Source organism: Segatella copri (assembly GCF_024330485.1).
GTDB lineage: Bacteria > Bacteroidota > Bacteroidia > Bacteroidales > Bacteroidaceae > Prevotella > Prevotella copri_L.
The window spans coordinates 1-21,388 of record NZ_JANDWX010000046.1 but is presented as its reverse complement, the minus strand read 5'-3'; the positions used below and the strand labels follow the sequence as shown (position 1 = coordinate 21,388).

General features: G+C 45.4%; 10 protein-coding genes and 1 pseudogene. 4 read left to right on the top strand and 7 right to left on the bottom strand.

Annotated features, from left to right (window positions below; translation table 11 throughout):
- Positions 1–468 precede the first annotated feature (468 nt).
- The 5 genes and pseudogenes from NNC77_RS15205 to NNC77_RS15185 form a co-directional block, all read right to left on the bottom strand.
- Positions 469–1,641 carry a glycoside hydrolase family 27 protein gene (locus NNC77_RS15205; protein ID WP_254963171.1) on the bottom strand — a complete coding sequence of 391 codons (1,173 nt, stop codon included), beginning with the start codon at positions 1,639–1,641 and terminating at the stop codon, positions 469–471.
- Positions 1,642–1,733: 92 nt separating this feature from the next.
- The gene (locus tag NNC77_RS15200; protein ID WP_117691685.1) at positions 1,734–3,104 is read right to left on the bottom strand and encodes a DUF6055 domain-containing protein; all 1,371 of its coding nucleotides are present in this window, start codon (positions 3,102–3,104) and stop codon (positions 1,734–1,736) included.
- A 76-nt stretch (positions 3,105–3,180) separates the two neighbouring features.
- Positions 3,181–4,875, bottom strand: coding sequence for a RagB/SusD family nutrient uptake outer membrane protein (locus NNC77_RS15195; protein WP_254971695.1), 1,695 nt, complete (start codon positions 4,873–4,875; stop codon positions 3,181–3,183).
- An 18-nt stretch (positions 4,876–4,893) separates the two neighbouring features.
- A pseudogene (locus NNC77_RS15190) lies at positions 4,894–8,072 on the bottom strand (SusC/RagA family TonB-linked outer membrane protein).
- Between the two features lie 230 nt (positions 8,073–8,302).
- Entirely contained in the window at positions 8,303–11,203 is a 2,901-nt protein-coding gene (locus tag NNC77_RS15185; RefSeq protein WP_437183297.1) for a beta-L-arabinofuranosidase domain-containing protein, read from the bottom strand.
- 278 nt (positions 11,204–11,481) lie between these two features.
- Between NNC77_RS15185 and NNC77_RS15180 the strand changes: the two genes are divergently transcribed.
- Genes NNC77_RS15180 through NNC77_RS15170 form a run of 3 tightly spaced genes read left to right on the top strand, consistent with a single transcriptional unit; the run spans position 11,482 to position 18,431 of the window.
- Entirely contained in the window at positions 11,482–13,467 is a 1,986-nt protein-coding gene (locus tag NNC77_RS15180) for a glycoside hydrolase family 97 protein (RefSeq protein ID WP_254971694.1), read from the top strand.
- 27 nt (positions 13,468–13,494) lie between these two features.
- Positions 13,495–15,945 carry a family 43 glycosylhydrolase gene (locus tag NNC77_RS15175; RefSeq protein WP_254971692.1) on the top strand — a complete coding sequence of 817 codons (2,451 nt, stop codon included), beginning with the start codon at positions 13,495–13,497 and terminating at the stop codon, positions 15,943–15,945.
- A gap of 11 nt (positions 15,946–15,956) precedes the next feature.
- The gene (locus NNC77_RS15170; protein WP_254971690.1) at positions 15,957–18,431 is read left to right on the top strand and encodes a glycoside hydrolase family 127 protein; all 2,475 of its coding nucleotides are present in this window, start codon (positions 15,957–15,959) and stop codon (positions 18,429–18,431) included.
- Positions 18,432–18,661: 230 nt separating this feature from the next.
- Here the strand turns inward: NNC77_RS15170 and NNC77_RS15165 are convergent, their stop codons facing one another.
- A complete protein-coding gene (locus NNC77_RS15165) occupies positions 18,662–19,468 on the bottom strand; it encodes a tyrosine-type recombinase/integrase (RefSeq protein WP_234563530.1) in 807 nt (268 codons plus the stop codon).
- Positions 19,469–19,528: 60 nt separating this feature from the next.
- Between NNC77_RS15165 and NNC77_RS15160 the strand changes: the two genes are divergently transcribed.
- Complete coding sequence (locus NNC77_RS15160; RefSeq protein ID WP_254949392.1) at positions 19,529–20,878, top strand: restriction endonuclease subunit S; 1,350 nt, start codon at positions 19,529–19,531, stop codon at positions 20,876–20,878.
- Here the strand turns inward: NNC77_RS15160 and NNC77_RS15155 are convergent.
- Complete coding sequence (locus NNC77_RS15155; RefSeq protein WP_254971689.1) at positions 20,858–21,271, bottom strand: restriction endonuclease subunit S; 414 nt, start codon at positions 21,269–21,271, stop codon at positions 20,858–20,860. The two genes, NNC77_RS15160 and NNC77_RS15155, sit on opposite strands and share 21 nt — an antisense overlap.
- Positions 21,272–21,388 lie beyond the last annotated feature (117 nt).

Sequence of the window (21,388 nt, the reverse complement as noted above, 5' to 3'; positions counted from 1 at the left end):
CACTGGAGAAATATAGAGACTTACTTCCTGACCGATGGAAAAAGCAGTAGCAGCATTTGTTTAATCAGCTGTTACTGCTTTTTTTGAATTATGCAAGGTATAAACGCGGAGCCGTTTACCACGATTTGGGGGTATCCCTCACGATTTTCTCACTACACTCTATCAGATACTGCATATCATTGTTGAAAAGCTTGCGATAGATGGCATCAGACCTTAAAGAATTAGATTCGTGTGATTGCCGGCATATGGCAGCAACCTCACAAATCAAGATGTTCAAACCAAATAAACGTGGATGTATGACTGTTTAAACTATGAATTATAGAGTATTAAGACAACACACCTTACGCTTCGGATATGTACGTATTAAAAGGAGAAACAAGAGTGTTATCAACATAAACAAAGAAACAAAAAAGTTCCGTTGCATTCCGCAAAACAACAATTTTACGTCAGCAACGGAACTAACTATATTTATTTAGCTTTCTTCGAAAGTCTTACCATCAATACACCATGAGCAGGAATGGTTGCCTTGGTATTCTGAGCAGTAGTACCAATGTCTTTATGTTTCCAAAGGTCTCTGATTACATATTCATTGGCATGAATGTTCACCTCGTTGGCAAAATAGATAGTCTGGGCTCTCCAGTTGTAGTCCAGTTTCCAAGGGAAATCTGTACGGTTTAGGAAGCAGACTGCCAGTTCGCCGTTGCTCAGAGGCTTTGCCCAGATTTCCTTCTCTCCCATATCCATGAATCGGCGTCCTTGCTCGCCCATAGGGTCCTGGTCTACGGCTATCACTTCCTTGTTGGTCAGAATCTCATGAGTATCCTTATCCATCTTGGTCAAGTCGTTACCCGCCATCAGCGGAGCAGCCAGCATACACCACATAGAAAAATGAGTAATATACTCATCCTTGGTCATGCCGCCATTACCCACTTCCAGCATCTCGGCATCATTCCAATGACCCGGTCCGGCATACGGATAAAGATCCGCCATCTTGTCGATGACGTTGAGCACTCCTACGCCACCCCAGTCGAAGAGACATTGGTAGCAATCTCTGATATCGGCTGTAACGCGCCACAGATGTCCGATACCCTTGCCCCATTTCCAAGGTTCATGTTCGCCCCATTCACAAATACTGAGAATGATAGGTCTTCCCGACTCCTTGATGGCATCGCTCATCGTAGCATAAGCAGCCTGCGCATTCTGTCCCTCATCAGAGCACCAGTCATATTTCAGGAAATCCACACCCCATTTGGCATACATCAAGGCATCCTGAAACTGATGACCACGGCTACCAGGACGACCTTGACAGGTGTAACTTCCAGCACAGGAATAAAGTCCAAACTTCAGACCCTTGCTGTGAATATAATCAGCCAGATATTTCATTCCGTGAGGAAAACGGTCGGGATCTGCCTGGATGAAACCAAGTGAGTCGCGTTCTACCTGCCAGCAGTCATCAATAACGACATACTGGTATCCCGCATCCTTCATACCAGTCTCTACCATCTTATCCGCCATATCCATGATCAGCTTTTCGCTGACATTACAACCAAACTTGTTCCATGAGTTCCATCCCATAGGAGGAGTTTGAGCCTGGGCCAGATAAGCAGAATCTGAAACTTCCTTTGGTTTACCAAAGAACATCTGACCATTTGCCGGCTGCGCCATAGCAATCGCTAATGACGCAGCCAATAAATACTGAAACTTCAAAATAATAAAAATTAATAAAGTTATACCTAAATCAACTTTGTACCATTAAACTTCACTTGATAAGGCCATTGTGCCAATGGCAACTGAGCCAAGCTCCAGTGTCCATCCTTTGGACCAGCCGTAACTACAAGCCACAAATGAGCCAATTGCTCATTTTTAGGCAACTCAAATGAAACTGAAGCATTACGATTATCAAAATCTGCAGTTCCTATTTCACCGTAGATAGATTTACCCGACTCTGTTACGCCGACAAATCCAAAACGGTAGCTACCACACCACCACCAATCACAAGTGTAATTAGGATCACCCATGATGTTATTGAAACTTACAGTTACAGTAGAACCTGCGGCTGGAACTTCTAATTTCAAAGCATTAAAACCATAGTTTTCTGGGCAATGGCTTGGATCTACCTGTAACCAACCATCACCAATCTCATTCATATACTCTTTAGCACTTGGAAAAGAGTTAGCATACTTACGGGTTACATCACGCACACGGTCGAAATCAAAGTTTACCAAACGAGCATAACAATCATACATCTCATCAAGGAACTGCTGCTGAGATGTTCCTGTCACATTCTGGTATACAACAACCGGATCCTGATACTCCTGAGCAGCCTTCCAAAGCTTCGCCATAATATCTTTGCCATGCTTCTGACTCCAATACTCTAATACATATGGAGAATGATAGATATTATCGCCATGCAAGAAAGCTTTGTGAGTCAATCCCTTAAAAGCATCCCAATGGTAAGTTTCATCATCTATCCAGTTTGGATTAATCTGCCAAAGCATCCATTGTGAAGTCATCTCATAGATACCACCAAACGTACTATCGAATCCATGTGCTCCATCAGCCTGCAATTGCAGCTGGAAACTATGTCCCAACTCATGGGCAACAGTATTGAGTTTTGAATCTTTCAGTCGGTTAGGAGCTGCCCAAAAAGCTCCTATTGTATTATCATAAGTACCACCATACGCAGTACCATCCAAAGAATACTGCAGCATCACCATCATTCGATACTTGTCAGCCTTAGAACCTTCTGTATGGAAGCCAAGGTCATCACGATAGAACTTATAAAATTTCTCCAACTGAGTTTTGAGATTTTCCAAGTCTACACTCATATCAGTACCTTCCAAAGAAGGTGGAGATGCTAAGTCCTTGCCAAATCCGCTCTCCCAAAAAATGGCGAGATTATCAGTATAAGCGGCACGGTCATAACAATACTGGAAAGTTTCATTACGCCAATCCTGACCAGAGAATTCTCTTGGACGATACAATGATTTGCCGTCTGGAATAGGATAAGTTACTGTATAAGGGTCGTGCTCAGTATAATCAGTACATGAGGCCATTCCCAAGAGTAAGGCAAAAGCCCCCAATATATATTTATTTTTTTTCATAAGTATTCATTTTAATATATTGTTTTATCGGGAAGGCATCTTGTCGTTTGCCAAGAAGCCTTCCCTTTTTATCTCTTTACTCATAAGGAGCTCCATCTATCAAATTAGAGCGACGTAACTCATAACGAGGAACAGGCATCCAATAGTGTGCTCCAGCAGGAGCTTCGCCATTAAATATACGATTGGCTACCACATTACCAGTTTGATATTCCTTATGTCCATCTTTGTATTTATAAATGATGACTCCCGTAACTGGCTTACTATAGCACTCTTCCATCTTCTTCCAACGGCGAAGATCAAACCAATGCTGACCTTCAAATACGAGTTCTATCTGACGCTCATAATAATAAGCATCCCAAGCTTGCTCTGCATTTGCAGCTGTGGCAGCAGGAAGAAGTGCACGTGTACGTACCTTATTTATATAAGTCATCGCCTCATCGATATTGCCCAACTGAAGTTCGCACTCCGCATAATTGAGATAAATCTCAGCCAAACGAATGAAGAACCAAGGCGTAACATGCTGGGTAGTTCCGTAGTTGTCATATGAAGGATCCAAGAACTTACGCATAGAATAACCTGTGTTGCTGGCATTCCACCATGATTCACCCTGATTACTATCCTTACCAGTTACAACACCATCCTCACCCGGAATAAAGGTTTCCACCTCACGGGCAGACTTGCCGTATCCCCATTTATCACCATCCAAGATAAATGCAGCATTGAAACGGATTTCCCGACCGCCCCATGGATAAGAGGTATAACGGTCTTGCAGAACAGGCTTGGTACCATCAGCCATTTGGAACTTATCTACTATTTCCTGGGTAGGGTCAAAGTTTCCCCAACCTTCAAAACCATTTCCACTGCCACAAGGAGCTTGGAATATATAAGAATTATTTTCTCCTGCACCATATTTCGGATCAAAGAGTTTCTCGAAGATAACCTCAGGATTTGTTGGGTCCAAGAACAAGGCACCATATTCCTCACTGTTACTTACCGATTTAAGAGAATATACTCCCAAATCCATGACAGCCTTAGCAGCATCAGCTGCAGCTTGCCATTTTTCACGTGAAGGAGTACCAAAGAGAGGACTTGCCTTATAGAGCAGAACTCTTGACTTCAAAGCCAAGGCTGCTCCCACGGTAGCACGTCCCAACTCTGAATCATCATATTTTTCGGGTAATAGAGTTGCAGCCTCATCCAAATCCTTACAGATAAAATCTGCAACCTCATCCAATTCAGCACGCTTCAACTCAAATTTTTCATTGAGTTGGAAAGTCTTGTCAACCAATGGTACACGACCATAGAGACTATAGAGCAAATGATAGTTCCAAGCACGAAGGAAGAGAGCCTGTCCTTTCTGGCAATTGCGCTCTGCCTCATCACCAGGCACATTATCAATTTTCTCCAACATAAGGTTCAAACTCTTGATATAGCCATAAATTGTGCCCCAAGCATCATAATTAGTCTTATCCCAACCAAAACTGTAGGTATCACAGTTAAGAAGACCTGCGGTAACAGTTTCAGAACCATAAAGGTGCTTTTGAAACACTTCTTCTGTATAATTTGAATATCGAGTACCCTTCATGTTTTCTGCCTCAAGATTGGCATACTGAGCATTCAGATAGATTTTTGACAGAGCCAAATCCCCCCACACAGCATCGTCGGAGTAGCTATTGAGCGGGCTCTGATCAAGTAAGCCGTCGTCACAACTAGTTGTGAGCGAAAGCGTCATTGCTGCGAAAGCAATCGACATAATATATTTTGTTCTCATTGTATGATCATTTATTTGTTAGAATGTGATGTTTGTACCTATGGTAACCATGCGCTGCAATGGATATCCAAGAATACCATTGGAGTTGATCAAGTAGCCATCATCATTGTAAGAAGAACCGATTTCAGGATCACAAACCTTCATTTTGTCGATAGTGAAGAGATTATTTCCATTGATATATACACGGAACTTCTCGATACCAATCTTTTGAGTGATACTCTTTGGTATAGTATAGCCCAATTCGATAGACTTCAAACGAAGGAAGGCTGCATTACGTAACCACCAGTCGGAAGCTGCACCATTCCAAGTGTCTCCATATGTCTGCTTGATAAAAGCCTTTGGCCATCGAGCCTTCATATTTTCCTCTGCGGTATTGTCAGCACGCCAACGTCCCTCATAGAAATCAGTAATCATATTCATGGTTGGCTGAACAAGTTGCACAGCCTCAGCCTGTCCCTGGAAGAAAACATTCAGGTCGATACCCTTCCAGCTACCATTCAAAGTCAATCCATATAGGATCTTAGGTGTAGCCGATTTATTGATTCGAACGGCATCATCCCATGTAATCTTATTATCACCATTGGTGTCTTGATAAATCAAATCGCCAGGCTTGGCATTATCCAGGTGAGGAGTATTATCCACCTGTTCCTGAGTCTGATAGATACCCAAAGCATGATAAAGCACAAGTCCATCTATAGGATGGTTGGTTGTGCGCTGCCAGTCTGGAGTATTAGCTGCCTCGTCCATGTATTTCACTTTGTTCTCGGCATAAGTAAAGTTACCAGTAACACTCCACTCAAAATCGCCCTTGCGATCACGATAAGTAGCCACAAGTTCGATACCAGAGTTGTTCACCTTGCCCAAGTTTTCATCTGGTAATACCAATCCAGAATATGATGGAATAGAAGCATTGCGTCTAATCAAAATATCACGACGGCGAGACTGGAACCAATCGATATCCAATGAAATTTTGTTATTAAGGAATGTAGAGCTAATACCCAAGTTGAGCGTATTGGCTGTTTCCCAAGTCACCAACGGATTGGCTGTTCTTGTCAGATAGAATCCTTTGTTAATGGATCCCTTCTCTCCAGCTCCGAAGTAAGCACCTGTTTGTGTAAACTGGTAAGTTGAAAGGTACTGATACTTAGAGATATTATCATTACCCATCTGTCCCCAAGAGCCACGAATCTTCAAGAAATCCACTACCTTCTTCAATGGTTTGAAGAATGGCTCATCAGAAATAACCCAACCTGCAGAGAATGAAGGGAATGTACCCCAACGATGACCTGGAGCAAAATTCATAGAACCATCCACACGCACCGTAGCCTCTAAAAGATACTTATCCATATAAGAATAATTGATACGTCCAAAATAATTCATACGAGTTGTAAGGTCAGAATATCCACCATTATCCTTATCAGCAGGCACGTCACTACCAGCAAAAATATCCATCAACTTATTTGAGAGGAAGTTTGTACGATAAGCATTCATGGTGTGATACTTGTACTTGCTCTGCTCATAAGCCACGAAAGCCCCCACCTTATGCTTTTCAGCAAAGGTTCGGTTATAACCCAAGCGACCATTCAATGTAATAGTATAGTAGTAAGAACTCCAATCGTTCAGACTTATTTTACTGGTATCATTACGGCGATTGTTATACTCTTGCTTGGCGTTATCATATTCGTAGAGATCGTAAGGCTGATTTATTTGTTTACCATTCTGTTGAGTATAGTCTAAACCAGCATATCCCTCCACATACAGACCTTTAGTAATCAAGTCAAGGTCAACATGCAACTTTGGCTTAGCATTAAAGATCAAATTCTTGGAGTTGTTGGAACCAGGAGCACTAGACACCATTACTGCAGCATTGTTAGTCAGTCCATCATAACCCGTACGTGGAAGTCCATTAGGGAAATAAGGTGCACTACCAGGGAAAGTACTCATCAAATAAGAGAAGAGATAAGGGGTGGAATAAATACCACGCTTACGCTCCTCTTGACGGAAATTCAAGTCAAGACTTAGCTTTACTCTCTTATTCAGCTTTGCATCCAAATTAGAAGCAAACTGATACTGCTTATAGCCATGGTCAGAATTCTTATAGATAGCATTCTGATTCATATATTGAGTAGAGAGATAATAGTTTACCTTGTCTGAGCCACCTGAGATAGAGAGGCTATGTTCTGTTTTGGTTGTCCAATCCTTTGCAACTTCGCCCCACCAGTCTGTATTTGGATAGTTGACAGGATCATCACCTGTACGATAATGTTCCAAAGCCTCAGGAGAATAAGTAAGACCGGCCTGACCATGACGGTCGTCAGCATCATACTCATTCACGTAGGTAGCATACTGATATGAGTTAAGCATCTTAGGAATACGGGTAGGCTGAGTGAAAGTAAGACTACCATTATATTGTACTCGTGTACGTCCACTACTACCACGCTTGGTTGTTACCAGAATAACACCATTAGCCGCACGTGCACCATAAATAGCAGCAGAAGCATCCTTCAAAACAGAAATACTCTCAATATCTTCAGGATTCAAACGGCTAAAGCTACGACCAGCAACACCATCCACTACTATCAGCGGTGAGGTATCACCCAGAGTTCCCTTACCACGTATGAGGATAGAAGCCTCATCGGCACCTGGTTCACCACTACGGTTGTTGGCTATGATACCAGCAGTCTTACCAGCCAAAGTATTTGCCACATTTGTAGCAGCCACTTTCTGGAGATCGTCACCCGAAATCTGGGAAACAGAGCCAGTAAGAGTTGCTTTTTTCTGTGTACCATAACCCACGACTACAAGCTCATCCAAGAGTTTATTGTCTGCCTGAAGTATAATTTTACCACCTTTCGCAGTAGTAACGCTCTTATATCCAATATAGGATATAACTACAGGAACCTTGCCACCTTTTTTTAAGTGTAGAACATAGTTACCATCTAAATTGGTAACCGTTCCATTAGAAGAACCCTGTTCTACAACGCTGGCACCTATAATAGGTTCACCATGTTCATCTACTACCACACCTTTAATGGTGGAACTATTCTGTTGAACAATTTGAACAGAAGAGCTTGATGAGGTCTCACTTGCAGCTAGAGTAGGTAATGCCCCCCCCCACATGCAAGGACCAAACACGCGATGGCTTTTACATAAGCTTGACTATGTACAAAGCCTGAGATTTTTTGTGTCTGTCTCATTTTCTATTTTTTGTTAGGTTTATTATTGTTTAAATTTCGATTGCAAAGTAACACAATATTTTGCATATTATGCTACATTATCGTCTAAAAAAGTGAAAAAATCGTCCAAATCTGGCGATTTAGACGATATTTTCGTCTTTTAAGCCGATTTTGTTACACTTAAATGTTGTTTATTCTAAATGATGTCTTTGTTGTCTTTAATGTTTTATTGTTTTGTTGTTTCTATGTCTTTATTGTTTCATCGCCTTCTTCAGTTTTTCCACAGCGGCATGAATCATGTCGTGGGTTCCACTTCCGTCGGTTACGTATTTCTGAACCATTCTGCCATAACTGATGGCATCTTTTAGTTCTGCGCTGGTATTTTCATCAGGCCAGCCGGCACGTCGAAGCAGACCGGAGAGTTCCCGGAGGTCTTCCATCTCGGCAAGATTGCCAGGGCGCATCGTGTTGATGGCACGGTTCAGAATGGCAGTAGTACCTTCCAGTTCATCCTGGGTTACCTTCTTCTTGCCCTTTGCCACCAGTTCCTGTGCCTGAGCCATTACCTTCTGCATGCGCTCATATCCGAACGGTGCCCATGGAGCATACTCCGGAACCTTCTGAGAGAGGGCATTCCACTTCTCCTGGTCAGCCTTACGCTCTGCGGCAAGATTCAGGAGAGAATTCAATTCACCGAAATCTATCTTCACCTTCTTGCTCTTCTTGCTCTTGGCATCGGTTTGGTTGATGCGGTAGTAGTGGGTACTGTTGGCGTTGCGGTAATAATCTGGCTGGAATTCCTTGCCATCCAGCTTCAGGGTAAGGAGATTGGCTCCCGCACCTGTGGTCACGCCGTTTGATTCGCCCACGGTGATATTACTCAACTTGGAGTCTATGTTCAGCGTAGCCTGGTTCCAGGTCTGTGCGCCTGTACCTGCCATCACCAATGGTCCGTACATCAGGGTTCCTACCCAGGATGTCTTCAGCGGAGTACCGTCCAGACTTGCCACATCGCTCGAAAGCTTGTCGGCACCATATTCGATATGCTTGCTGAACAGCATGTCGATTTCCACGACATCGCCCGCCTTCCAGTGCTTCTGCTCCAGTTCTACATAGGTGCTAGGCTGATAGCTCTTTGCCACTTCCTTGCCGTTCACCTTGATGGAGAAACCTTGAGTTGCCCAGTATGGTACACGGAGTTTCAGGGTGAAATCGCCCTCGCCTTCCGTAATCTTAATGGCTGAATGCTGTGCCGGCCACAGGCAATCCTGCTTGATAGTCACACCCTTCTCCTTCCAGTGGAGGGTGCTTGGCATATAGAGACCTACCCAGAGGGTATGATCGTTGGCAAAATATGCCGACTGCTGGTACTTGGTATGGTTTTCAGAACCTGTACCGCCGCAGCAGGTGCTCTGAGGAGTCTCGTTGCCGAACGGCTTGGTGGCATTCAGACCTACTGCATACTGATAGCAGGTTTGATACTGGTCCGGATTGAGCGAACCGATAATCTGATTATACAGCGTACGCTCGATATAGTCGAGATACTGTGCATTATCAGGGTTATAACAGTTCAGATCCTTGCTCAGTTTGACGAGGTTATACGCACAACAGGTTTCGTTGATATCCGGATAAGCCTCCGATTCGCCTTCCTGCAGTCCGTTGGTTGCCATACTCAGAATCTGGGTATATGGCTGGCGGAACATCTCTCCATTTCCTACACCACCCATCGCATACATGTATCTGCCCTGCACCAGTCTCCAGAAGTTCTCAGCCAGATTATAATAGTATGGCTTCTGATTGCTTTTGTAACTGCGCAGCGCTCCGATAATCATCGGAATATGCTGGTTGGCATGGCGGGTACGGATGTCATCGATGTTCTTGCTCAGCGGATCATAGAACTTAGGCGCATCGAAACAGTTGGCAGCCTCGAGGAGCTTTACCTTTTCATCCGGATTGGAAACCATCTCAGAAAGACGGGCGAGTGATTCACTCATACCTCCCACCTCACCGGCGATGTACATGTCCCACATCTCGTAGCGGTTGCCCGGCTTGGCTCTGCGCTCATCCTGGGTGCCGTCCTGCTTTACGTAAGTGCGGTAGTGCATGCGGTTCCATACCCAGAGTCCCATATCCTTGGCGATGAGGAGAGCCTTGTCGCAGATTTCCTTATCATCAAAGTAGGTTGCGATGTCTATCAGACCGGCAAGTTGCTTGTGTACGCTGTAATAAGGAGCCCAAACCCAATCAGAGTTGTTGTAAGCACGATACATTTCAATCAGAGCACAATGCTGAGCCGGAATGGCGTTGATATAGCCGTAGCCATAAAGTTCAGGGTGCTTCTTATACTCATCAAAAGCAGCCCAGGTGCCCTTCATCTCTCTGAGTTCAGCCTCAGGAGCGAAATCACGAGCCTCCCAGTTGCGCTTCAGTTCCTTATTATATACGAAGGTCTTCTCCTGACACTCCCGCAACTCATTCACCATTCGGGTGATGTTCTTGCGGAGGATTGCCTTCTGTTCAGGATTAGTTGCCACGGCGTATGCCTGTGCGATTGCCGACATATAGTGGCCTGATCCATGACCCTTGAGCTTGGTGTCTGGCGAATCCCAGCCATCACTCTTGGTATACCCTTCGGTACTGAGTCCGTAGGTATCGCGATAGTTGTAGAGTTGTTGGGTAACATCCCAGGAACAGATCTCACGGATAGCCTCATCACGGTTGTGGGTGAGTCGGTTGTCACCATCTATGCTCACATCAGCGAGCGAGAAGGTATGAGCCACTTCCTTTTCTGGAGTCTGATAGCCTTCAGCCACCACCTTGATTTGTGCCTTGACAGGATAACCATTGTCGGTAGTCTCATCACCAATCACAAAACCACCTATCTCATATTGGCTCCCGGCAGGATGTTTCTGCGCATCAGCTTCAGCCTGCTCATCAGCAAGCGGAGCGTTAGCCCAGCGCACCTGGCGATACTCTGAATAACCATCAGAATAGGTTACCCATACGAGATTAGGAAGTCGGGGAGCTGTGCCCACCGGACAATCCACTGATATTGCCTCCACCTTAGAGATGGTACGATAAACAGTGGCTGCTGTTGTCATGGATGGCAAACTGGCTACACCTATCAATAATGTAAACTGCTTTAAATCCATATCTTCTAGGTTTATTATTGTTTCATTTATTTTTCTGGCTGCAAAATAACAGAAAAAATCAACGAAGTCCTAAAATTATCGTACATAAAGATACAATTATCGTCTAACAGGATACTTGTGATACGATATTTTCATCATTTTGGACTTTCTTTGCATTACATAAACAATTCTATTCGTAAATTTGCAGCAGAAATAAAAACTTGTGGTAATCCGGTAATACAGGCATTGCCACCAAACGAATAACAAAACGGACAAAACAACAATAAACCTAGAAAGTTATGGTTAAGAAACTCTTTTTCATCGCCACCTTATTATATATAGGGGCAACAGTATCGGCAGAGAACTATCTGGTGAAATCACCAGATGGTAAAATCGTAGCAGAACTCAACACCAACAAGTCTCTCTCTCTTCAATTTAAATACAATGGCTCCATTCTTTTACAGGAGTCTTCAATAGGTGTAACGCTGAACGATGGAACGGACATGGGTAAGAATCCTAAGGTAGCAAGCCACAAGCTTAGCAACCATAAGGAAACCATCCATGCTCCATTCTATCGTCAGCAAAACTTTGAAACAGCATATCAGGAACTGAATCTGAAACTGAAGAATGGTTTCGGCATCATCCTGAGAGCTTACGATGAGGGAGTGGCTTACCGATTCTATACCCAGCGAAAAGGCAAGACCATCATACTGAATGAAACCGCCGCCTACCAGTTTGGCAAGGACAAGAAAGCATGGATGCCATACACGACGACACCAGAAAAGCCTTTTGCCATGGCTTTCCAGAATATCTATCACGAAACACGTCTCGATACCGCTAAGCAGGATATGGCTTTCCTGCCAGCTACCATAGATTGCGGAAAGGCGAAAGTCACTATCCTGGAGAGCGACCTGGAGAAGTATCCGGGCATGTGGCTGAAGGCTAACAGCAGCGAACAGGATAAAGAGAAGGGAATTCTGAGAGCCGCCTTTGCTCCCTACCCTAAGGAGATGGCTTACTACCCTTGGCGACACATGAGCCACGTAAAGAGCACCTGCGATTACATCGCAACCAGCACCGGCAAACGCAATTATCCTTGGCGCATCTTCGCCATCACAGAGCACGATACCCAGATGCCAACCAGCAATCTGGTGTACGCCCTGGCTGCTCCCAACAAGATAGGCGATACTTCCTGGATCAAACCGGGCAAGGTGGCTTGGGACTGGTGGAACGACTGGAATCTGAAAGGTGTGGATTTCAAGGCAGGCATCAATTTCGATACTTACAAATATTACATAGATTTTGCTCATAATCACGGCTTGGAATACATCATCCTTGATGAAGGATGGTACAACTCGAAAGAGGGAAGTATTCTGAAACCAATAGACGATATCCAGTTGCCTAAACTCATAGAATATGGTAAGAGCAAGGGCGTGGATATCGTACTTTGGGCTGTGTTCAACGTGATGGACGAGAACCTGGAAACCATCTGCAAGACCTATGCCGATATGGGTATCAAGGGATTCAAGGTGGATTTTATGGACCGCGACGACCAGACCGCCATCGAAATGGTGGAACGCCTGGCTGCCTGCACAGCCAAGCATCATCTCATCCTCGACCTGCATGGTATCTACAAGCCACACGGCCTGAACCGCACCTACCCCAACATCCTCAACTACGAGAGTGTTTTCGGTATGGAAGAGTGCCGCTGGACGGAAGCTAAGAATGATATGCCACTCTACGACGTCACCTTCCCATACATCCGAATGATGGCAGGACAGGTGGATTTCACACCGGGAGCGATGAGAAACGGAACCCGCGACAACTGGAAGGCAATCTACACCAAACCTATTTCGATGGGTACCCGATGCCACCAGGCTGCCTGCTACATCGTACAGGACAGTCCGTTTACGATGCTCGCCGACACTCCTACCAACTATGAGGCGGATGAGCCATACACCCGATACATTGCTTCATTGCCTGTAGTTTTCGACAAGACCATCGTGCCACAAGGCGAAATCGGAAAGTATATCGTTACCGCCAGAAAGAAGGGCAACGACTGGTATGTTGGCGGTCAGAGCAACTGGGATGAGCGCACACTCACCCTGAAGTTTGATTTCCTCGCGGATGGAGATTACGAAGCAATCGTATTGAAGGATGGCATCAATGCCAACCACGATGCCGAGGATTACAAGATAGAGAAATACGATATCCATCAGAATTCAGAAATGAAGATCCATCTTGCTTCGGGCGGTGGATTCGTCATCAAGGTTATCAAGCAATAAAAAAGCATTTAGAAAAAAGAAGTTCATATGGTTAGTAAGAATATAATTGTAACACTATTCGTAACTGCAGCTGCGGCAGCGCCTGAGACAGGTGCTGCCCAGAAAGCTGCTTACAACACTCCGGGAGCCGGCAACCCTATCCTGCCTGGTTATTTTGCCGACCCAACCATCAAGAAGTTTGGTGACACCTATTATATATATGCTACTACCGATGGTAGCGGAGCCGGTTTCGGACCGGCACAGCTCTGGTGCAGCAAGGATTTCAAGAACTGGACCCTGATGCCGATGAACTGGCCGGACAGCCACTGGATCTGGGCACCGGACGTGATGAAGAACGAAGCCGACGGCAAGTATTACTATCTCTACTGCCAGCCTTGCAAGCTCCATCTGGGTGTGGGTGATACACCTCGCGGTCCTTGGAAGAATGTGCTGGGCGAGAGCGAAGCCGTGCTCGTACCGGATAGATTCGTAAAGAATGCCATCACCCTGGATGGTCAGACCTTCCGAGATGATGGTTCGGTCTATATGTATTGGGGCACCTGGGGCATCTACAAAGGCTTCGGTTGCGGAGCAGGTAAGCTGAATCCTGATATGAAATCGTTCAGCGAAACCAAGCTCATCCCGAACACCGAGGTTACTCACTTTTTCGAGGCTCCTTTCGTCTTCAAGCGCAACGGCATCTACTACTTCCTCTACTCCTGCGAACATTGCGAAGATGCCAGTTACCGTGTGGATTACGCCACAGCCAAGAGTCCGCTCGGTCCTTATACCTACCACGGCACCATCCTCAAGACCAATGCCGACGGAACCGTTCACGGTCCGGGACACAACAGCGTGCTGCAGGAAGGCGACAACTACTACATCGTATATCATCGCCACGACAATCCGCATTCCAACCGTGGATTCCATCGTCAGGTGGCAATCGATAAACTCGAATTCAATGCAGACGGTACCATCAAGGAGGTCATTCCAACCCACGAAGGTCTCGATCTGAAACCGGAGATGAAGGTAGCAAAGAACCTCGCCTTCGGTGCCAAGGTTACAGCTTCCTCTTATTACGACAACGATTTCCGTCCGGAATATGCGGTTGATGACAACAACGGCACACTCTGGCGCCCTCGCACCACCGGACCGGCTTGGATTCAGATTGACCTGGGCAAGAAGCAGAGCATCAAGAGCATCTGGACTCAGTTTGAATACGGAACACAGTTCTATCAGTATCTCATCGAGACATCGAATGACGGCAAGCACTGGCAGACCTTCTCCGACAAGCGACAGAACCGTCTGGCTGGTTCGCCGATGGTAGATTTCGGAAATGCCAAGGCACAGTACATCCGCCTCACCTATACCGGCGGACAGAAGAATGGTTTCGGTGGCGCCATCTGGAACATCAAGGTTTACGGTTCCGTAGAAGATTCTGCCCCACAGCAGTGGCTAGGCCTGACAGCAGCCGATTTCGATGGTACAACCTGGCATAACAACGAGGGAATGCTCGCCGGCAAGTTTTCGCTCCTTCAGGGCACCGCTCTCAGAGAGCGTATGGCTGGCAAAGATGCCGTCACCCTGCAACCGGGCGCCCAGCTGGTGATGACTCATCCGCAGCTCAACAAGGCACGCAAGCACACCCTCACCGCTCAGGCTTTCGACAACGGAAGCTGGCATCAGATAGATGAAAACGATCCTCGTCTGAATCTTTCTGAAGGAAAACTTGAAATCCGTGCAGCCGAAAAGCAATTTACCCTCACCAATCTCCGTTATTATAACTGGGAACAGGAGGCTGCAGAAAAGGCTTTCGATGCCCAAAGCAACATCGTACGTGAGGCAGTAGCCGATAAGAACAGTCAGGGACTGGTGGTAGATATCAGCGCTGACTACTACAACGAGGGCGATACCGTGCCTTACATCAAGAACGGCAGTCCGCTGGATGTTCACCTCAAGGGCGAGTTCGAGACGCAACACGATACTGCAGCCATCATCAAGACCATAGAGGGCAAGAAGGCATTCGCCTTTACCGGCAAGGAGAGTTACAGAAGCAACTTCATGCTCCCAGCCACCATCCGCGACAACGCTCCATACACCATCGAGGCATGGATTCTGAATCCGGAGATTGCCGAGAATGAATGCGTTGCCGATTTCACCTCATCTCACGATGAACTGGAGAAGCTGATGCTGGTAAACGGCACCGAACCACGCTGCGGTGTGATGAACCACTACGGATGGTACGAGGATGCCGGCTACAAGGAGATGAAGACCCTGGAAGGAAAGTGGCAGCACGTATATGTCTGCTTCGACGGCAGAATCGAGAGCATCTACATCAACGACAAGCTCATCAGCCAGAAGGATATCCAGCTCCTCGTCAAGCCATCGCAGTTTATGCTTCTGGGCAAGAATGCCGAAGAGGCATGGCCTTTCTCAGGCTATCTGCACTCATTGAAACTCTGGGATGAATACATTCCTTACAAAAACCAAACAAAATAAACTAGCAATACATGAAGAAGATTTTAGTAACATCAGCCTTGGCAGCATTGGCATTGATGCCTGCTTCGGCACAGAAGGTGAACAAGAGCTCGGGTGGTTATCCTATCACTCCGGTGCCTTTCACATCAGTAAAGGTTTGGAACAATACGTTCTGGGGACAGCGTATCGAAACCTCTCGCAAGGTGACTATACCTTTGGCTTTCAGCAAATGCGAGTCGGAGGGAAGATACAAGAACTTTGAGCGCGCTGCACATCCTAGCGATAGTTACGATGTGGGCAAGTTGATGCCTTACAGCTTCGACGATACCGACCCATACAAGACTATCGAGGGCGCTAGCTACGTGCTCCAGACTTATCCAGACCAGAAGCTAAAGGCTTATATCGACAGTGTGCTCGACATCATCGCTCCGGCTCAGGAGGCTGACGGATATCTCTATACCGCCCGTACACAGAACCCGAAGCATCCTCACTTCTGGGCAGGCGACAAGCGCTGGAGCATGGAGGAAGACTTGAGCCATGAGCTCTACAACCTCGGTCACATGGTGGAGGGTGCCGTGGCTCACTGGCAGGCTACAGGTAGCCGCAAGTTCCTCGACATCGCTATCCGCTATGCCGACTGCGTGGTTAAGGAGGTAGGTCCTAACCCAGGACAGGCTTGCGTGGTACCGGGACATCAGATTGCCGAAATGGCACTCTGCAAGCTTTATCTCGCTACAGGCAACAAGAAATATCTCGAAGAGGCTAAGTTCTTCCTCGACTATCGTGGCAAGACATCTATCAAACAGGAATACTCTCAGAGCCACAAACCGGTTTTGGAACAGGACGAGGCTGTAGGTCATGCCGTTCGTGCTACCTATATGTATGCTGGTATGGCAGATGTAGCTGCCCTCACTGGCGACACCGCCTATATCCACGCCATCGACCGCATCTGGGACAACATCGTAAGCAAGAAGCTCTACATCACCGGAGGAATCGGAGCCACCAACAACGGCGAGGCTTTCGGCAAAAACTACGAGTTGCCTAACATGAGTGCCTACTGCGAAACCTGCGCAGCTATCGGCAATGTTTATGTCAACTACCGTCTCTTCCTCCTCCACGGCGAGAGCAAATATTACGATGTATTGGAGCGTACCCTCTACAATGGTCTCATCAGTGGTGTGAGCATGGACGGCGGCGGTTTCTTCTACCCTAACCCATTGGAGAGCATGGGTCAGCACCAGCGTCAGGCTTGGTTCGGCTGTGCCTGCTGCCCTAGCAACATCTGCCGTTTCCTGCCATCCCTCCCAGGCTATGTATATGCCGTAAAGGATAAGAATGTATATGTCAACCTCTTCCTCAGCAACTCTTCTTCTCTGAAAGTAGCTGGCAAGAAGGTGGCTTTGAGCCAGGATACACAGTACCCTTGGAACGGAGATATCGCCATCAAGGTGGATGACAACAAGGCAGGTCAGTTTGGTATGAAAATCCGCATCCCGGGCTGGGTAAAGGGTCAGCCAGTACCATCAGACCTTTACTACTACAGCGACGGCAAACGACTGGGCTATACCATCACCGTAAACGGCAAGAAGGTAGAGGCTAAGGTAACAGAGGATGGCTATTATACCATCAACCGCAAGTGGAAGAAGGGCGATGTGGTTCGCGTTCACTTCGATATGGAGGCACGCACCGTACGTGCCAACAACAAGGTAGAGGCCGACCGTGGCTGCATCAGCATCGAGCGTGGTCCTATTGTATATTGCGCAGAGTGGCCAGACAACAAGGGCTTCGACATCATGAGCATCCTGGAGAACCGCGAACCTCAGTTCGCTGAGGGCAAGCTCTCGTACGATGGTTTCATCGCCCCTAAATACAAGAATGTACTGACACTCTACAAGGGTCAGAACATGGAGACCTTGACTGAGAACGTGCAGACCCTCGCCTACGACAAGAGCGGCAAGCTGAGCACCAAGGACCAGACCCTGACTCTCATCCCATACTTCGCCTGGGCTCATCGTGGCAACGGCAATATGAAGGTATGGTTGCCACAGGATGTCAAGGCTGCAAAGCCATCAGCTCCTGCAACTCTCGCAGCTCAGGCTAAGGTAGAATTCTCTTCTCCAGTGCCTGCCAAGAGCAGCATCACCGACGGACTGGTTCCAGCCGATGAGAACGACCGTTCTGTCCCATACATCCACTGGTGGCCAAAGAAGAACACTACAGAGTGGATTACCTACACCTTCCCTGAGAGCAAGGAGATCAAGACCAGCACCGTATATTGGTACGACGACCAGCCATGGGGCGGTTGCAAGGTGCCAGACAGCTGGAAACTCTACTATCAGGACGAGGCAGGCAACTGGAAGGAAGTTCCAGGAGCCGATGCTTATCCATGCAAGCGAGGTGTAGCCTGCATCGTGAATTTCGACCCAGTGAAGACCAAGGCAGTGAAGCTCGAGCTGAAGCAGCCAGAAACTCTGTCCTGCGGTTTGTTTGAGTGGAGCGTGAAGTAACAAGACTTATTTTTGAATCTTTTTCTTTCAAGAATTGCCATATTGCCATACCAGCCAGTAATCTCTCTGACTACAAAGCTGTTAGGGATATGGCAATTCTTTATTTTTAGGGGTTATCTGCCATATATTGCCAATATGATGATAACATGATTTACTGACGTATTGATTTGTTGTCGTTTATATATGCATGTCATATGATAAAACGTTTTACATGAACCTTTATTGGCATTTTACCAAGTGATAACCTTATCTACTATTTCTTGTTGCTCCAAGCTACTTCTTCGCAGATAGATACGTGTTGTCTCTATGCTTTCATGTCCCATGAGGTCAGCAAGCAAAGCTATATCGTTGAACTTCTCCAAGAAATTCTTGGCATAACGATGGCGGAACGAGTGAGGGTACACCACTTTTTCATTCAAGCCATACTTCATCGCATAGTTCTTCAACTGCTGTGATATGCCTCTTGTCGTAATACGCTCGCCAAAGCGATTGAGAAAGAGATAGCCACTTGTACGGTTGAGTGTTTGCAACCACTTTTCTGTTTCTGTGCGCAATGTCTTGGGGATATAGATACGCCGTATCTTGCCACCCTTGGTGTAGATGTCGTAATAGCCTACTTGCACGTGCTCAATCTTGATTTGTACAAGTTCGCTCACTCTGGCACCAGTCGCAGCCAAGAAACGCACCACAAAGTACCACTCCAAGTTGTCTTCCTTCTTCAACTTGTTTTTCAAGAAGGTGTAGTCGGCATTACTGATGACATTCTCCAAATAAGAACGCTGCTGCACCTTGACCGACTTCAAACGGAGTTTCGTCTTGCCTACAAATACAAGGTACTTGTTCAACGCCTGAATACGGAGGTTCACCGTCTTTGGTTTGTAAGTCTCAATCAAGTAGGTCTTGTAAACCAACAAGTTTCTCTTGTTCAACTCTTTGTGTCGAGAGCCAAACTCCTTTACGGCATACAGATATGCCGAAATCGTGTTCTTAGCCATATTTCCTTGGGTTAAGAACTCTTCAAATTTTTCTAATTCCATTTCTATTCGTTTATTAGTAAAACATAAAGTTGTCCATATAAATAGGCATGGTATTGTTCTATGAGTTCCTATTATGAGAAGATACTTGCTACGGGAGAGGTGAAATGCATTGATGAGGAGATACCATTTGATGTTCCTAATGGGTGGGAATGGTGCAGAATGCAAGATGTTATAACTTTTGTAAATGGTAGGGCATATAAAAAAGAAGAGCTATTGCCACAAGGAAAATACAAAGTACTTCGTGTTGGTAACTTTTTTACAAATAACGAGTGGTATTATTCAGACTTAGAATTGCCAGAAGATAAGTATTGCTATAATGGCGACTTGCTTTATGCATGGTCTGCTTCTTTTGGTCCTCAAATATGGAATGGAGATAAAACGATATTTCATTATCATATTTGGAATGTCAAGTTTAATTTAATGATTTTGTTTAGAGAATACTTGTATTATTTCTTCTTGTTTGATAAGACGCAAGTAAAAGCATCAACAACAGGAAGTACTATGGTTCATGTTTCTATGGAGAATATGAAACCTCGCTTAATACCAATTCCACCTGTAAATGAACAAAAAAGGATTGTACATGAAATAGAAAATATTATTCCTCTAATCGAAAGATATGGAACATTCCAAAATAAAAAAGAAATTCTTGATTCAAATATAAAAGCATTTCTTAAGAAATCTATTCTCCAAGAGGCTATACAAGGCAAGCTCGTACCTCAAATACCAGAAGAAGGAACAGCACAAGAACTGCTTGAACAGATAAAAACAGAGAAGCAGAAACTCGTTAAAGAGGGCAAGCTAAAGAAGTCAGCCCTTAACGATTCTGTTATCTTCCGTGGTGACGATAACAGGTACTATGAGAAGATTGGAAAAAAGTGCGTGGATATAACTGAAGAAATCCCTTTTGAAATCCCTAATAGTTGGACTTGGGCAAGAATGGGAGGCATTGGAGATTGGGGCGCAGGTTCTACACCTCAGCGCACCAACCAAAATTATTATGGCGGCAATATTTTATGGCTTAAAACAGGGGAGTTGAACAATGGTATTGTATATGATACAGAAGAAAAAATAACGCAGAAAGCTTTTCAAGATTGCTCTCTGCGTATGAATAAAATAGGTGATGTTCTCATTGCTATGTATGGAGCCACTATAGGAAAATTAGCTATTGTTGGCAAGGAACTCACGACCAATCAAGCTTGTTGTGGCTGCACTCCATATATCATTTTCAATTGGTATCTCTTTTATTTTCTGATGGCAAGTAGAGATACGTTCATAAAGAAAGGAGAAGGAGGAGCCCAGCCGAATATTTCCAGAGTCAAATTGGTTGAGCACTTGATTCCTTTACCTCCTTTACGAGAACAGAAACGAATAGTCCAAAAGATAGAGCAATTAATGAAGTTGCTCAAATAGTTTTTCTATTTGAGCAACAATGCGTTGCTGCTCTTCCTTTGGCGGTAAAGGAAACAACTTGTTTTCCAAATACCCGACGACAATACGCTGTTGGTTTGCAGTTCCTTTAAACGTTGCCTCATCAATGAAATATGGAGACTCTAAGAAATACAACAGATACCATCTACCTATTGTATTTCCATAGGGTCTCAACACTTTTAATTCTGTAGTTCCTGCCCCGATACCATTAGGTAAGCCATGAAAAATTGCAGACTTTCTGTTTTGAAAACATGGCGTAATTTTAGCAAAAGCAACATCACCATTCGCAAAATGAGTAAATCCCTTTTTTATATTTCCCCATTTGACCAAATCAAAAGTGAAATCTGATTTATAACCTGCACTTATCTTTTCCATTGAGAGTGTAAATTAAACTGTGTCAAGCTACAATAAAAGTAGTTTAACACAGTTTTTATATTATGGACAACTTAGAAATTGATTACAAGAAAGCAGCTCAGCAGTTGCGTAGTGGTG